This is a genomic window from Mycobacterium sp. 1245852.3 (genome assembly GCF_001669335.1).
Taxonomy (GTDB): domain Bacteria; phylum Actinomycetota; class Actinomycetes; order Mycobacteriales; family Mycobacteriaceae; genus Mycobacterium; species Mycobacterium europaeum_A.
In genome coordinates this window covers 1-13,137 of the sequence record NZ_LZLL01000577.1, presented here as the reverse complement: position 1 = coordinate 13,137, position 13,137 = coordinate 1, and the positions used below count along the sequence as shown (strand labels likewise).

The 13,137-nt window shown below is 68.1% G+C and carries 15 protein-coding genes and 1 pseudogene; 12 read left to right on the top strand and 4 right to left on the bottom strand.

Going from position 1 to position 13,137, the window contains the following annotated elements; translation table 11 throughout:
- Positions 1-246: 246 nt before the first annotated feature.
- Entirely contained in the window at positions 247-504 is a 258-nt protein-coding gene (locus A9W96_RS26920; RefSeq protein WP_066870937.1) for a Rho termination factor, read from the top strand.
- Here A9W96_RS26920 and A9W96_RS26915 read toward each other — a convergent pair.
- The gene (locus A9W96_RS26915; protein ID WP_066870941.1) at positions 498-1,076 is read right to left on the bottom strand and encodes a nucleotidyltransferase; all 579 of its coding nucleotides are present in this window, start codon (positions 1,074-1,076) and stop codon (positions 498-500) included. The genes A9W96_RS26920 and A9W96_RS26915 overlap by 7 nt on opposite strands.
- A gap of 134 nt (positions 1,077-1,210) precedes the next feature.
- On the opposite strand from A9W96_RS26915, the gene A9W96_RS26910 reads away from it, so the two are divergent.
- Genes A9W96_RS26910 through A9W96_RS26895 form a run of 4 tightly spaced genes read left to right on the top strand, consistent with a single transcriptional unit; the run spans position 1,211 to position 4,373 of the window.
- Positions 1,211-1,837, top strand: coding sequence for a glycosyltransferase family 2 protein (locus A9W96_RS26910; protein ID WP_156765434.1), 627 nt, complete (start codon positions 1,211-1,213; stop codon positions 1,835-1,837).
- Positions 1,834-2,787, top strand: a complete 954-nt coding sequence (locus A9W96_RS26905) for an acyl-CoA dehydrogenase (RefSeq protein WP_066870947.1) — start codon at positions 1,834-1,836, stop codon at positions 2,785-2,787. The genes A9W96_RS26910 and A9W96_RS26905 overlap by 4 nt, the downstream gene beginning before the upstream one ends.
- On the top strand, positions 2,784-3,557 hold the full coding sequence (locus tag A9W96_RS26900) for a PIG-L deacetylase family protein (protein ID WP_067144358.1): 774 nt from the start codon (positions 2,784-2,786) through the stop codon (positions 3,555-3,557). Before A9W96_RS26905 ends, A9W96_RS26900 begins: the two co-directional genes overlap by 4 nt.
- A gap of 51 nt (positions 3,558-3,608) precedes the next feature.
- Positions 3,609-4,373, top strand: a complete 765-nt coding sequence (locus A9W96_RS26895) for an endonuclease/exonuclease/phosphatase family protein (RefSeq protein WP_067144357.1) — start codon at positions 3,609-3,611, stop codon at positions 4,371-4,373.
- 6 nt (positions 4,374-4,379) lie between these two features.
- Here the strand turns inward: A9W96_RS26895 and A9W96_RS26890 are convergent, their stop codons facing one another.
- Both A9W96_RS26890 and A9W96_RS26885 read right to left on the bottom strand, forming a co-directional pair.
- Entirely contained in the window at positions 4,380-4,667 is a 288-nt protein-coding gene (locus A9W96_RS26890; RefSeq protein WP_066870962.1) for a DUF3349 domain-containing protein, read from the bottom strand.
- A gap of 162 nt (positions 4,668-4,829) precedes the next feature.
- Entirely contained in the window at positions 4,830-5,066 is a 237-nt protein-coding gene (locus A9W96_RS26885) for a general stress protein CsbD (RefSeq protein WP_066870966.1), read from the bottom strand.
- A 242-nt stretch (positions 5,067-5,308) separates the two neighbouring features.
- Here A9W96_RS26885 and A9W96_RS26880 point away from each other — a divergent pair, with 242 nt between their 5' ends.
- The 7 genes and pseudogenes from A9W96_RS26880 to A9W96_RS26850 form a co-directional block, all read left to right on the top strand.
- The gene (locus A9W96_RS26880) at positions 5,309-6,130 is read left to right on the top strand and encodes an SDR family oxidoreductase (RefSeq protein WP_067144356.1); all 822 of its coding nucleotides are present in this window, start codon (positions 5,309-5,311) and stop codon (positions 6,128-6,130) included.
- Positions 6,131-6,360: 230 nt separating this feature from the next.
- Positions 6,361-6,759, top strand: coding sequence for a heme-binding protein (locus A9W96_RS26875; protein ID WP_066870971.1), 399 nt, complete (start codon positions 6,361-6,363; stop codon positions 6,757-6,759).
- Positions 6,760-6,889: 130 nt separating this feature from the next.
- Positions 6,890-7,942: a DNA topoisomerase IB gene (locus A9W96_RS26870; protein ID WP_067025329.1), complete on the top strand. Its 1,053-nt coding sequence runs from the start codon at positions 6,890-6,892 to the stop codon at positions 7,940-7,942.
- A gap of 268 nt (positions 7,943-8,210) precedes the next feature.
- Positions 8,211-9,179, top strand: a complete 969-nt coding sequence (locus A9W96_RS26865) for a glycosyltransferase (RefSeq protein ID WP_067144355.1) — start codon at positions 8,211-8,213, stop codon at positions 9,177-9,179.
- Positions 9,180-9,195: 16 nt separating this feature from the next.
- Positions 9,196-10,416, top strand: a complete 1,221-nt coding sequence (locus A9W96_RS26860; protein ID WP_067144353.1) for a glycosyltransferase — start codon at positions 9,196-9,198, stop codon at positions 10,414-10,416.
- 25 nt (positions 10,417-10,441) lie between these two features.
- Positions 10,442-11,476, top strand: a complete 1,035-nt coding sequence (locus A9W96_RS26855; protein WP_067144351.1) for a UDP-glucuronic acid decarboxylase family protein — start codon at positions 10,442-10,444, stop codon at positions 11,474-11,476.
- 9 nt (positions 11,477-11,485) lie between these two features.
- Positions 11,486-12,979: pseudogene (locus tag A9W96_RS26850) on the top strand (carbamoyltransferase); the annotation flags it as partial.
- On the opposite strand, the gene A9W96_RS30940 reads toward A9W96_RS26850, so the two are convergent.
- On the bottom strand, positions 12,944-13,137 hold a 194-nt coding region (locus tag A9W96_RS30940; RefSeq protein ID WP_304441742.1), incomplete at its 5' end, for a carbamoyltransferase C-terminal domain-containing protein. The pseudogene A9W96_RS26850 and the gene A9W96_RS30940 overlap by 36 nt on opposite strands.

Below are 13,137 nucleotides of genomic sequence, written 5' to 3'. Positions count from 1 at the left end.
GGGCGCCGACCTCAGCCGTCTGAACCACCACTTTCGACTACCCCTATCGATGGTAGGTAATCGGCCGGCCGCTGAATAGCGGCCGCCGACGAGCTGCCCGACCGGTTCGTCGAGGACTTCGCCGCCGCCCTGGCGCGGCACCGCTGCTGGGAACGGCGCACGGACCCGGTGCCGGCCTGAGCAGGTTTTTGAACCGGCCGAGGCGGGCACTACTGACGAAGATGTCTGTGGACAGGAGGATGAATCATGCCGCGTTCCTCGATCAAGAACGAAAAGATGTATCAGGACTTGCGCAAGAAGGGCGACTCCAAGGAGAAGGCCGCGCGCATCTCGAACGCCGCCGCCGGCCAGGGCAAGTCGAAGGTCTCCCGCAAGGGCGGCAAGTCGGGGTCTTACCAGGACTGGACCGTGCCGGAGCTCAAGAAGCGCGCCAAAGAGCTTGGCATGTCCGGCTATTCGAGCCTGAGCAAGGACAAACTGGTCGCCAAGCTGCGGAATCACTGACCCGTCAGGCCGAGTCGGTCGACCAGTACCAGAAACGCGACCGCGTAGTCGTTGTCGACGGTCTGCGCCCGAATGGCTTCCCAGTCCAGACGTTCGCGCACCGCGCGGACCGCGGGCAGCAATTTGGCGAAGTCGCAGTGGTGCTCGCCCAGCGAGCGCAGCTGTTGGACCAGCACCATGGTGGGAGGCAACACCGGCATGCGGATCGCCAGCACGTCGCGTTGTTCGGCCCTGTTCAGCGTGTCGGCGTCCACGGGCACGCCATTGATGCGATGCAGGATATCCACGAGCACGCCCGCGGTGCGGGCCTTGAACAACCAGTCCTCCGGCGGGCGTTCGATGGCGAATCCGGCGTCGGCCAAAGCGGTGACGGCGGCGTCCACGTCGGTCTCGCTCACCACCAGGTCCACGTCGTGGCTGGGTTCCGGTGCGCCGTAAGCCCATAGCGCATAACTGCCGGCTAAGGCGAAGGGTGGCCCCTTCTCCTTGAGCGCCGAGGCCGCGCCCCGCAGCGCATCTCGCAATGGCGTGGCGCAGGCGGATCCGTCGGTGTGGGTGTCGGTGGCGGCCATGGTGTTTAGGTCATACCCGGCGAACGGGCGAGGCAACCTGGGGCGGTCGCTGAAGCCGTTTAACTTGCGGCTAATCGGGAAATCTTGGGGTTATGTCAACCGCCGTGCCATGCGCATATGACGGTGCAGCCGTCGTGATCCCCGTCCACAACGAACGAGCAAAGCTGCCTGCGTGTCTGCGCGCGGTACTGACTGCCGCCCTGTGTGCGCCGATCCCGGTGCAGATCGTGGTGGTGCTCGACGGTTGCGATGACGGCAGCGACGAACTGGCCGGCGACTACGGCCCCGATGTGCATTTCCTCAAGGTAGACGTGCACAATCCCGGCGCGGCCCGGGCCGTCGGGTTCGGTTATGCGCGCTCCCTGTTCAGCGACGATGCCAATTGCTGGTTTGCCACCACCGACGCCGACGGTCGAGTCGACCCGCGCTGGCTGACCGATCAGCTGAAGTCCGGCGCGGAGATGGTCGTGGGCGTCGTGCGGTACTACGAGGCCGGCGCCGGACACCGGGAAAGCCACCACGAGTTGGTCGGCGGCGACATGGGCTTCGACGCGCGGGCGTATTGGCATGTCGGTGGCTTTCGTACCCTGCCGACCGGTGAGAAGACCGACTTGGTCGAGCGGTTCGAAGCCGCGGGCCACCGCATTCATCGACACACCGAACTGTCTGTGATCACACCGGCGCGGACCGAGGCTCGGGCCCTGCACGGATTCGCCCACCTCAGGCCGTTGGGGAGATCGGCGGCGGGTGATTGCGCGTGACGGCGGGGTTGGTTGAGCACTGGCTGGAGTCCGGACGACTCGAGTTACCCCTTCCCGCCTCCGGTCGCACCGCCGAACGCTGGCAACGCCTGGCGCGCCTCGCCGAGGAGAACATCGTGGCGGCCAGGATCGCCGAAGCTCACGTCGACGCGGTGGCGATACTTCACGAGCTGGGCGGCAAGCCACCCGAACCGGGTCAGCTGTGGGGCGTGTGGGCGGCCGAAGCCCCCGACGCCGTGCTGACGGCCACCGACGTCGACGGCGCCTTCACCCTGAGTGGCACCAAGGTGTGGTGCGCGGGTGCGGGGTTCTGCACCCACGCACTGGTGACCGCGCGACTGGCGGATGGCACCCGCGGCCTGTTCGCGGTCACCGCCACCGACCCGACCGTCAAAGCGTTGCCGAGCACGTGGTGGAACGCCGGTATGGCGGGCAGTGACACCAGGCCGGTTCAGTTCACCAATGCCCAGGCCGTCGCCGTGGGCGACCCCGGGGCCTACCTGGACCGGCCCGGCTTCTGGCATGGCGCCATCGGTGTCGCCGCCTGTTGGCTGGGCGGCGCGCGCCGGGTCGCCGACCCGCTGTACCGTTGCGCCGCAAGCCAATCCGCCGACGCTTATTCGCTGGCGCATCTGGGCGCCGTGGACGCCGCGCTCGCCGCCGGTGACGCGATTCTGACCGCAGCGGCGAGCCAGATCGACGACGACCCGTTCGACCGGGCCGGCACCGCGCAGCTGTTGGCCCGCAGGGTGCGCACGGTGGTGGAACACGCGGTCGACGAAGCCATCACCCGCACCGGGCGGGCGCTGGGCCCGGGCCCCCTGTGTCAGGATGGGCGGCACGCGCAGCGGGTCGCCGATCTGAGCATCTACATCCGCCAAAGCCACGCGGAGCGAGACCTCGCCGAGCTCGGGCATCTGGCGGGCCAGCAGGCGACGAGGGACCCATGAAAACCCTGCCGGCGGGCAACTGCGCCAGGTTTGCGGCCAAGCCGCTGACGCACAGCGGCACTCCAGCGCCGTTGTGGCTGGCCGAGTTTCAGGAGCGGCCCCTGCCGGCGCTGGATCTGACGGAGTGCAAGAACCTGGTCGTGGTGGCCCCGCACCCCGATGACGAAACCTTGGGCTTGGGTGCCATGATCACCCAGCTGGCCGCGGCTGGGGCGCGAATTCACGTGGTCTGCACCAGCGACGGCGGCGCCGCACGCCCTGGAGCGTCGGCCTCGGAGCGTCTTCGCATGGAAACCATCCTTCGATACGAATCACGCAGGGCAACAAACCTTTTGAACGTCCCTCCGCCGATGTTGCTGGGTTTGCCCGACGGCGAGCTGACAGACCACGAGGACAAGCTCACCGAGACGCTGACCGAGGTCCTCCAAGCGGCCGGCCCCGCGACCTGGTGTGCGGCCACCTGGCGCGGTGACGGCCATCCTGATCACGAAGCCGTGGGGCGCGCGGCCGCGACCGCGTGTGAGCGCACCGGAGCCACGCTGCTGGAATATCCGATCTGGATGTGGCACTGGGCGATTCCGGCCGACACGGCGGTGCCCTGGGACCGGGCCCACTCGGTGCGCACGCCCGGCTGGGCGATGGAGCGCAAACGTCGCGCCGCGCAATGCTATCGCAGCCAATTCGCTTTCAGCGCAGGCGAATCAGCGCCCATACTGCCGGGCTTCGTGCTTTCGCGACTGCTCACGGTGGGCGAAGTCGTATTCCGGTGACCGCGTCGCCCCGGTGACTGCATGACCGCGAAAGTGGGTAGTTGAAGGCCTATGCGCGTGGCGACTTTCAACATCCTGCACGGTCGCACCGTCGGTGATGGCGTGGTGGTTGACCGGCTGCGTGAGTGCGTGCGCCGCCTCGATCCCGACGTGCTGAGCCTGCAAGAGGTCGACTGTGATCAGCCGCGGTCCGAGCGCGCCGACCTGACCGCCGCGGCGGCCGAAGCCATGGGAGCGGTCGAACACCGGTTCGTGGCGGCCATTTCCGGCACACCGGGGGCGACCTGGATGGCCGCCACCGGCCGCGAACAGCCGGGTACCGCGGCCTATGGGATCGCGCTGCTGTCTCGCTACCCGGTGACCAGTTGGCAGGTGCTGCGGTTACCGCGGATTTCCATGCGGTTCCCCATGTACCTGCCCGGTCCCAACCGGGTGATGGTCGTCGACGAGGAGCCACGGGCGGCGGTCATCGCGCAGTTGCGCACCCCGATGGGCGGGCTGACGGTGGCCAACACGCACCTGTCGTTCGTTCCGGGGTGGAATCGGCGCCAGCTGCGCAGGGTGATCTGCGACCTGCGCGGCTTCCCGGGCCCGCGGCTGTTGACCGGCGACTTGAACATGACCCCCAAAACGGTGCGCCGCTGGTCCGGCATGCGGGCGCTGGCCGCGGCGCAGACGTTTCCCGCGGACAGTCCCCACCGCCAGCTCGACCACATCCTGACCGACGATCCCCGGCTGCGCGGCGGCGCCGTCGAGGCGGACCTGATGACCATTTCCGACCACCGTCCGCTGGTGGTGGACCTGCACCGGGACTGAACCCGTTCAGTCTTCTTGAGCGCCAGCCGATCTCATCGCCACCAGCACACGCTCGACGTCGGCCGTGCTGGGCATCGCGTCGGTGACCCCGATGATGGCCACCCCAACATCTGCGTGGTCGATCCCGAGGCGCCTGGGCGTGAGCAGCTTGCGGGCGATCGCGGTGACTTCGTCGTCGGTCACGCGCCGTGGCAGCAACGCCAACAGCGGCGCGTAGCCGACGTCGGGCGCGCCCCTGGGGCGGCCCGCACGCAGAAACGCGATCATGCTCGATACCCGCTGTCCCAGGCTCATCCGCCACCCCGCTCGTCCGCACGCCACCCGCCAAAAGCGGCTCAAGCCGGGGAATAGCCCGGCGGGACGGCTTGAAACCAGTCGAATGGCGATCGTCGGCATAGCCTGGGCGCGCGCAAGGGGCCCGGCCCGACTTTCGGACCAGGCCCCTTGCGGGGTGGCCTACTGGTTCTTCTTCTGGCGCTCTTCGGCAGCGTCCGCGCCGGCCCGCGCCGACTCGGCTTCGGCTTCCTTCTTGCCCGCATCGCGTTGGGCGTCCGCCTTGTCCTGCTGGGCCTGGCCCTCTTCGGACAGGTCGTCGCGGCCAAGTATCGCGCCGCCGACCTCCTTGGCCTTGCCCTTGACGCCTTCGACGGTGCCCTTGACTGCTTCCTCCGGTCCGCTGTTCTGGTCTCCCATGCGTCGACCTCCTTCTCGGTGGTTGGTGGACTTGCGCTCGACGGCATCTAGGGCGTTCCCGCCGCGCGGGGTATCAAACGCCCGGTAACACGTTGCGCCCGGACACGCGCGGCCGCGTGTGCGGCCGATCACTCCACCGGTATCTGTGCACGAAGCTCACGTCCGGCTTCGCCGAACTGACCGGTTTGAGCCGGGTACTACTGGGTGCTGTCGGACGACGAACGCCCGGGGGGTGAGCCGTAGTGACGACGACGATCGCAGTGATCGGGGCGACCGGCACGGCGGGCACGCGCGTTGTCGCGCGGTTGAGGGCGCGCGACGTCGCAGTGGTCGAGATTTCGCGCGGCCACGGCGTCGATCTGTTCAACGCAGCGGAGCTGTCGCAGGCGCTCAACGGAGTCGACGTCGCCATTGATGTGTCCAACCCGCTTCCACCCGACGGGCGATCCGACATCGGCCAGACCCTCGCGGCCGCTTCCCATAACCTCGTTGGCGCGTGCGCGACGCAGGATGTGCAGCGCCTGGTGGTGTCGACGATCGCGGGAATCGAGGACCCGGTGTTCGACGGCTTCGCCTACTACGAGGCCAAGCGGCAGGCGAAGGACATCTTGCTCGACGGCCCGGTGCCGAGCACGACCGTCAAGTCCACCCACTGGTATGAGTTCGCCACCAATCACGACGCGGTGAGCTGTGACGACACCGAGGTGGTCGTCGAGGACTGGCTGATTCAGCCCATCGCGGCCGATACCGTCGCCGACGTGCTGGTCGAGGCGGCCCTGGGGCAGACGCACACGCCGCGCACCATCACCGGGCCCGACCCCATCCGGTTACCGGAGCTGACATCGAAACTGCTTACGCAGCAAGGTGATCCCCGACAGGTCCGCGTGGTAGAGCCCGCCGTTGCCGCGCTGGGCGCCGGAGCGCTACTGGCTGGCGATCGCGCGGTGGTCGTCGGCCCCGACGTCGACACCTGGTTGCACACCCTCGCGCCGCCCAGCACCGACGGACATCACCCCGCGGACGGCGACGGCTCCCGCCCTCGCATCGGCCCGAGCTTCAGGTAACGATTGCATCACGATCCCGCTGACAATTCCTTAAGAACCGGGCCCGTTTCTTAAAAATCCTCGGATCATTTGATCGTTCGCTTAGCAAACGACCCCTAAAGAGGCCAGGACGGCCGCCGGCGTTCGTTGTCGGCGAAAGTCCGCACTGTTCGATTCCGCTACTTTGGATTTCGAGGATCGGGAGCCTCTCTTCAGAGAAAATCACTTCGCTTTCGAAGGACATCACAATCATGAAAATCAGCAGCATTGTCGCGCGCCGGAAAGTGGCCGGAATCAGTGCCGGCTGCCTGCTCGGGGGAATGGCCATGGGCATCGTCGGCGCACCGTCGGCGGCCGCAGCACCCGACTGCAGCCCCGGCGGGGTGAACAACACCGTGTCAGCGGTGCAGGGCTCGGCCGAGCAGTATCTGGCGGCGCATCCGGGCGCCAACCAGGTGGTGACGGCGGCCTACGGGCAGCCGCGGCCCCAGGCCGAGTCGAGCTTGCGCAGCTACTTCACCGGCCACCCGCAGGAATACAACGACCTGCGCGGCATCCTGGCACCGATCGGCGACACCGAACGGCAGTGCAATGTCACCGCCCTGCCGCCGTACCTCGAGTCGGCTTACCAGGAATTCATGGCCGGCTGACCGCAGTCCCGAGACGACCCGCCACGACGCTGTGGCGGGTCGTTTTCCATTCCGGCCGCGCTTCTTGGCCGTGTGAACGACTTCTCCGGCGGGTAATTGTGCAGTCAGCGACCAGAACTGGAGGACGACAATGCGGTTGCGCCGTAGCGTGCTGAGCAAGCCGGGAATCGCGCGCAAGCGTCGCGGCAAAGGCTTTGCGTATTACCAACCGGATGGCAAGCCGGTCTCCGACCCGGAAACCTTGCAGCGCATCAAGGATCTGGTCATTCCGCCGGCATGGAAGAAGGTGTGGATTTCGCCATACGCCAATGGCCACATCCAGGCCGTCGGCGTCGACGCGGCCGGTCGCCGGCAGTACCTGTACCACACCGCCTGGCAGCAGGAGCGTGCCGAGGAAAAGTTCGACCGCGTGCTGGAACTGTCCACCCGGTTGCCGGCATGGCGCGCCGAGATAGCCAAGGATCTGACGCGACAGGGCTTGACCCGCAAGCGGGTCCTGGCGCTCGCGCTGCGGCTGCTGGATCGCGGCTACTTCCGCGCCGGTGGCGAACAGTACGCCGAGGAGCACGAGTCCTACGGCCTGTCCACCCTGTTGTGTGAGCATGTGGTGGTTCGGCGCAACGCCGTCGAGTTCGATTTCCCGGCCAAGAGCGGGGTCCGGCGCACCGTGGAAATCGAGGACCCCGAAGTGGTTCGAGCGGTGCGCGCCCTGATGCGCCGGCCCGAGCGCACCGAGCGATTGCTGGCGTGCCGCAACGCATCCGGGTGGCTTGATGTGCGTGCCGACGACCTGAACGCCCGCTTTAAGGAATTGGTGGGCGACGAGTACACCGTCAAAGATTTGCGAACGTGGCATGGAACGGTGCTCGCGGCCACGGCGTTCGCCGATGCCGACCCGGCGGTCTCACAGCGGGTCGCCAAGCGCGTCGAATCCGCGGTGATGAAAGAGGTGGCCCAGGAGTTGGGCAACACCCCGGCCGTGGCGCGCGGTTCCTACGTCGACCCCCGGGTCGTCACCGGTTACGAGCAAGGACTGACCATCGCCGCGGCGGCGCGCCGTGCCGAACGCGCCCGCAAGCCCGATGTGGCGCAGGAAATCCTGGACAAGGCGACCCGCATGCTGATCCGGCGAGTCGCCAAGGGCAACAGCGCGTCGGGATCGTCGCTGCCCAAGAGCGCCTGAGCAAAGAACGCGGCCGCCGCCGACCCAGACGGTGCGCGCGGGCAAACCGGTTCTCCGTCCGACGGTGTTCGTCCGGTGTCCATGGGAGTTCGCATCATGGACAGTAGGCGCGATCTAGGCGCCACCGGGCATGGCGACCACTTCTCCACCAAACACATTGTGCCGCACCGATAGACGTGCTCGCGGAGGCCCATGACGGCTCGGCCGCGTTCGAAATCAGCGGCCGAAACGCTGTTTATCGGAGAAGTCCTAGGGTATCTGGCTCGCCATGTTGGATCCCGGCCGAGCAAAGCGCGTTCTGGTGTGGCACGTGCACGGATCGTGGGCGCAGGCCTTCGTCGCGGGCGGGCACCGCTATTTGATTCCGGTGGCCGCCGATCGCGGTCAGGACGGCATCGGGCTGGCCGGACGATCGTGGCCCAACGCGCAGGAAATCCCGCTCGAGGACCTGGCGGCCGAAGACATCGACCTGGTGGTGCTGCAACGCCCGCACGAGGAAGAACTCGTCGCCCGCTGGGCGGGTCGGCGCCCCGGCCTCGACCTGCCGGCGGTCTATGTCGAGCACAACGCGCCCCGCGAACACGCAGCCCAAACCCGCCATCCCCTCGCCGAGCGCCACGACATCCCCCTCGTGCACGTCACCGCGTTCAACCGGTTGATGTGGGACAGCGGTCGCGCGCCGACTCGGGTCATCGATCACGGCGTTACCGATCCCGGCCAGTTATACACCGGCGACGTGCCGCGGGCCGCCACCATGATCAACGAGCCGGCGCGGCGCGGTCGTGTGGTCGGCGCCGACCTGTTGGAGCCGCTGTCGAAGTATGCCCAGATCGACGTGTGGGGCATGGGCACCGAGGGGATCTGCGTCAATCGTGGTGCGGTCACCGGCCGCGGCGACGTCGCCGCGCCGCAGCTGTGGCGCCAGATCGCCCGCCGCCGGGTGTACCTGCATACCGCCCGCTGGACCTCGCTCGGGCTGTCCCTGATCGAGGGGATGCTGCTGGGGATGCCTATCGTCGCCGTCGGCTCGACGATGGTGCCTTTCGTCGTCCCCTCCGAGGCAGGCGTTGTCAGCCCGGACCCGGTGACGCTGGGCGAAGGGCTGCGAGATTACCTCGACGACCAGGCAACCGCCGCGGCCTCCGGTAAGGCAGCACGCGAATTCGCCACTGCCCGTTTCGGACTCGACCGTTTCCTCGCCGAGTGGGACCAACTGATCGAGGAACAGTGCAACTGAGGAGGAAGGAGCCCGCATGAGGATCGCGATGATCTCCGAGCACGCCAGCCCGCTGGCGCATCTGGGCGGCGTGGATGCCGGCGGACAGAACGTCCACGTCGCCGAGCTGTCCTCCGCGCTGGCACGGCGTGGCCACGATGTCGTGGTGTACACCCGCCGCGACGATCCCGAGCTTGCCGAGTCCGTCGAGACTCCGGACGGCTATTGCGTGGTGCACGTCCCGGCGGGCCCGGCCCGGGTACTGCCCAAAGACCAGTTGCTGCAATACATGTACGGCTTCGCCCATTTCCTGGAGAGCCGGTGGCTGACGGATGCGCCCGACGTGGCACACGCGCACTTCTGGATGTCGGGCGTGGCCACCCAGCGCGCCGCGCGGGCGCACTCGATACCCACCGTGCAGACGTTCCACGCGCTGGGCCTGACCAAGAAACTGCACCAGGGCACCGACGACACCAGCCCGGGTTGCCGAATCGCCGTGGAGGGCCGGATCGCACGCGAAGCCACCTGGGTCGCCGCCACCAGCACCGACGAGGTTTTCGAGCTGGTTCGGATGGGCCGGGCGCGATCCCGGACCTCCGTGGTGCCGTGCGGGGTTGACATCGACGCTTTCACCCCACACGGTCCGGTGGCCGCCCGAGGGCACCGGCCCCGCGTCGTATCGGTGGGACGGCTGGTGCCGCGCAAGGGCTTTGAGACATTGATCCGGGCCATGCCGCGCATCCCGGATGCCGAATTGGTGGTTGTGGGCGGCCCGCACGTCACCGAGCTGCCCGAGGACTCGCACGCACAACACCTGTTGCAGCTGGCGATCGACCTCGGGGTGGCCGACCGGGTGCGCCTGTTCGGCGGGGTCACCCGCGCCGAGATGCCGGCGCTGCTGCGGTCCGCCGATGTGGTGGCATGCACACCCTGGTACGAGCCGTTCGGCATTGTGCCCTTGGAAGCCATGGCGTGTGGCATCCCGGTGGTGGCCACCGCGGTGGGCGGGATCCGCGACACCGTCGTCGACGGCGGCACCGGCCGGCTGGTGCCACCCAGGGATCCCGATGCGCTCGGCGACGCCCTGGCGACCCTGATTTGCGATGGCCGCCGCGGACGGGCGCTGGGCAAGGCCGGACGCGAACGCGCCCGGGCGCGCTACACCTGGGACCGGGTGGCCGCCGACACCGAACGCATCTACGAGAAGGTGTCACCCGCCCGGCGCGACATGAGCACACCGAGCACACGTTCCGGGTGATCCTGTGACTCAATCACCTTCCCGCATGCACCGCCGGGACCACCGGTACCAGAGCCGGGTACGTCCGCTCTCCCGCGCTCTGGTCACCGGCGGTGCCGGATTCCTCGGCGCGCACCTGTGCGATCGGCTCCTTGCCGCCGGTGTCGAGGTGGTCAGCGTGGACGACCTGTCCACCAGCACAATCGATCACCGGCTGGCGGGCCATCCCGGGTACCGGTTCGTGCAGCACGACGTCTGCGACCCCGGCCTGGTCGAGGAGATCGGCAGTTCTTTCGACGTGGTTTTCCATTTGGCCTCGGCGGCTTCCCCGGTCGACTACCAGCGCCGGCCCATCGAGACGCTGCGCGCCGGATCGGCGGGCACCGCGACGGCGCTGGACATCGCCGAGCGTGGCGGCGCCAGGTTCGTGTTGACCTCTACCAGCGAGGTTTACGGCGACCCCGAGGTGCACCCCCAACACGAATCATATTGGGGCAACGTCAATCCGGTGGGACCGCGCAGCGTCTACGACGAAGCCAAGCGGTACGCCGAAGCGCTCGCGTTCGCCCACCGCCGCCTGGGCCGCGTTGATGTCGGGGTGGCACGCATCTTCAACACCTACGGGCCGGGCATGCGTGCCGGCGACGGACGGATGGTTCCGTCGTTCTGCTTCCAGGCGCTGCGCGGTGACCCGTTGACCGTTTCGGGCACCGGCCTGCAAACACGGTCGTTGTGCTACGTCGACGACACCATCGCTGGGTTGCTCGCGCTGGCGCACAGCGACTTCGGCGGACCGGTCAACATCGGCAACCCCGACGAGCTCACCGTCCTGGCGGCCGCCGAACTGATCCGCGACCTCGCCGGCAGCACGTCGACGATCCTGTTCACCCCGCCGGCCACCGATGATCCCCAACGGCGGTGCCCCGACATCACGCTCGCCCGCGAGCGCCTGGACTGGCAACCGACCGTCGACTATCGCACCGGGTTGAAGACCACCGTGGACTGGTTCCGCGCCACGGCCGACGCTTCCGAGGAATCCGGTGAGGAGCTCGTCCCGGCCGCTGATCGACGCACCCGGTAGGAGGAAGCAGTGCGAATTCTCGGTGTCAACGCGGTATTTCACGACCCCGCCGCCGCCCTGGTGATCGACGGCCAGGTGGTGGCGGCCGCCGAAGAGGAACGCTTTTCCCGGCGTAAGCACGGTAAGCAGGCCGTCCCGTTCGCCACCTGGGAGCTTCCCGTCGCCGCCATCCGGTGGTGTCTCGAGCACGCCGGCGTCGCCGCCGAAGAGATCGATGCCATCGGCTACTCCTACGACCCGGCGCTGATGTACGACGAGCCGGTCGATCCCGCCGGACTCGACAAGGATTGGGAATACCTGCGCACCCTGTACGCCGAGCGCGCACCCGGGTTTCTCAAGACCGCGCTGCCCGGCCTCAATCCCGCTGTCGTGCAACACGTCCGCCATCATGTCGCCCACGCCGCGTCGACGGCGCTGGCCTCCCCGCATCCCGATACCGCCGTGCTGGTGGTCGACGGGCGCGGGGAACGCACCTCGATGCTGGCCGGTGCCTATCGCGACCAGAAGCTCGACGTGCTGGCCGCCCAACAGCTGCCGCACTCGCTGGGGTTGCTGTACGAAAGCCTCACCGAGCACCTGGGTTTCGTGCGATCCAGCGATGAGTACAAGGTGATGGCCATGGCGTCCTACGGCCGGCCACGCTTCGCCGACCAGCTTCGCGACCGGGTATACGCCTGCGATGACCGCGGTTTCCGCACCGAACCGATCGACTGGGAGCGCTTGGCGCCGCGGCGCCGGGCGGATGCGACGGAGCTGGACCCGGTGCACGCCGATCTGGCGTGCAGCGTGCAGCTGGTCATCGAGGAGGTGCTGCTTGATCTCGTTCGCTGGCTGCGCGCGCGTACCGACGGTGACGCGCTGTGCCTGGCCGGCGGGGTGGCGCTGAATTGCGTTGCCAACAGCCGCATTTACGCCGAGGGCGGTTTCGGGCGGGTGTGGGTGCAACCGGCGGCCGGCGACGCGGGTACCGCGCTGGGGGCCGCATTGAGCCTGGCCGCATCGTTTCACGAGCCGATCACTCCGATGCCCACCGCACAGCTGGGTCGCGGCTGGTCCGAGGAACGGATGAGGGCCGCGCTCGACGACGCCGCCGTTCGCTATGAACGCCCGGACGACGTGGCGACCGCGGTCGGTGACGCACTGGCCAAGAACCAGTTGATCGGATGGTTCCAGGGCCGCGCGGAATTCGGGCCGCGGGCCCTCGGCGGGCGCTCGTTGCTCGCCGATCCGCGCCACCCCGCCAACCTGGAGCGCCTCAACGCCGTCAAGGGACGCGAACAGTTCCGGCCCGTCGCGCCCATGGTGCTGGCCGAGCGGGCGGCCGAGATCTTCACTCGCGGGCCGCTTCCCAGCCCGTACATGCTGTTCGTCCACGACGTCGCCGAAAACTGGCGGGGCCGCATCCCCGCGGTCACCCACGTCGACGGCACCGCGCGAATCCAGACCGTCGACAAGGCCGAACACCCGCTACTGCACGCGACGATCAGCCACTTCGCCGAACACCTCGAGCGCGTCGCGCGGTGTGTCCACCATGGGTCGCCCGGCGGTGTTGAAGCTGGTGTTGACCACCACCGGAACTCCGGTGTGTTCGGCGAAGTGGCTGATCGTCGCGTGCAGTAGCGGGTGTTCGGCCTTGTCGACGGTCTGGATTCGCGCGGTGC

Bases quoted from the DNA above. Each gene is read 5' to 3' on its own strand.
- A9W96_RS26875 (WP_066870971.1), top strand. From the start codon at position 6,361: ATGAAAATCAGCAGCATTGTCGCGCGCCGGAAAGTGGCCGGAATCAGT.
- A9W96_RS26870 (WP_067025329.1), top strand. From the start codon at position 6,890: ATGCGGTTGCGCCGTAGCGTGCTGAGCAAGCCGGGAATCGCGCGCAAG.
- A9W96_RS26915 (WP_066870941.1), bottom strand. From the start codon at position 1,076: ATGGCCGCCACCGACACCCACACCGACGGATCCGCCTGCGCCACGCCA.
- A9W96_RS26860 (WP_067144353.1), top strand. From the start codon at position 9,196: ATGAGGATCGCGATGATCTCCGAGCACGCCAGCCCGCTGGCGCATCTG.
- A9W96_RS26890 (WP_066870962.1), bottom strand. From the start codon at position 4,667: ATGAGCCTGGGACAGCGGGTATCGAGCATGATCGCGTTTCTGCGTGCG.
- A9W96_RS26855 (WP_067144351.1), top strand. From the start codon at position 10,442: ATGCACCGCCGGGACCACCGGTACCAGAGCCGGGTACGTCCGCTCTCC.
- A9W96_RS26900 (WP_067144358.1), top strand. From the start codon at position 2,784: ATGAAAACCCTGCCGGCGGGCAACTGCGCCAGGTTTGCGGCCAAGCCG.
- A9W96_RS26885 (WP_066870966.1), bottom strand. From the start codon at position 5,066: ATGGGAGACCAGAACAGCGGACCGGAGGAAGCAGTCAAGGGCACCGTC.
- A9W96_RS26865 (WP_067144355.1), top strand. From the start codon at position 8,211: ATGTTGGATCCCGGCCGAGCAAAGCGCGTTCTGGTGTGGCACGTGCAC.
- A9W96_RS26895 (WP_067144357.1), top strand. From the start codon at position 3,609: ATGCGCGTGGCGACTTTCAACATCCTGCACGGTCGCACCGTCGGTGAT.
- A9W96_RS26920 (WP_066870937.1), top strand. From the start codon at position 247: ATGCCGCGTTCCTCGATCAAGAACGAAAAGATGTATCAGGACTTGCGC.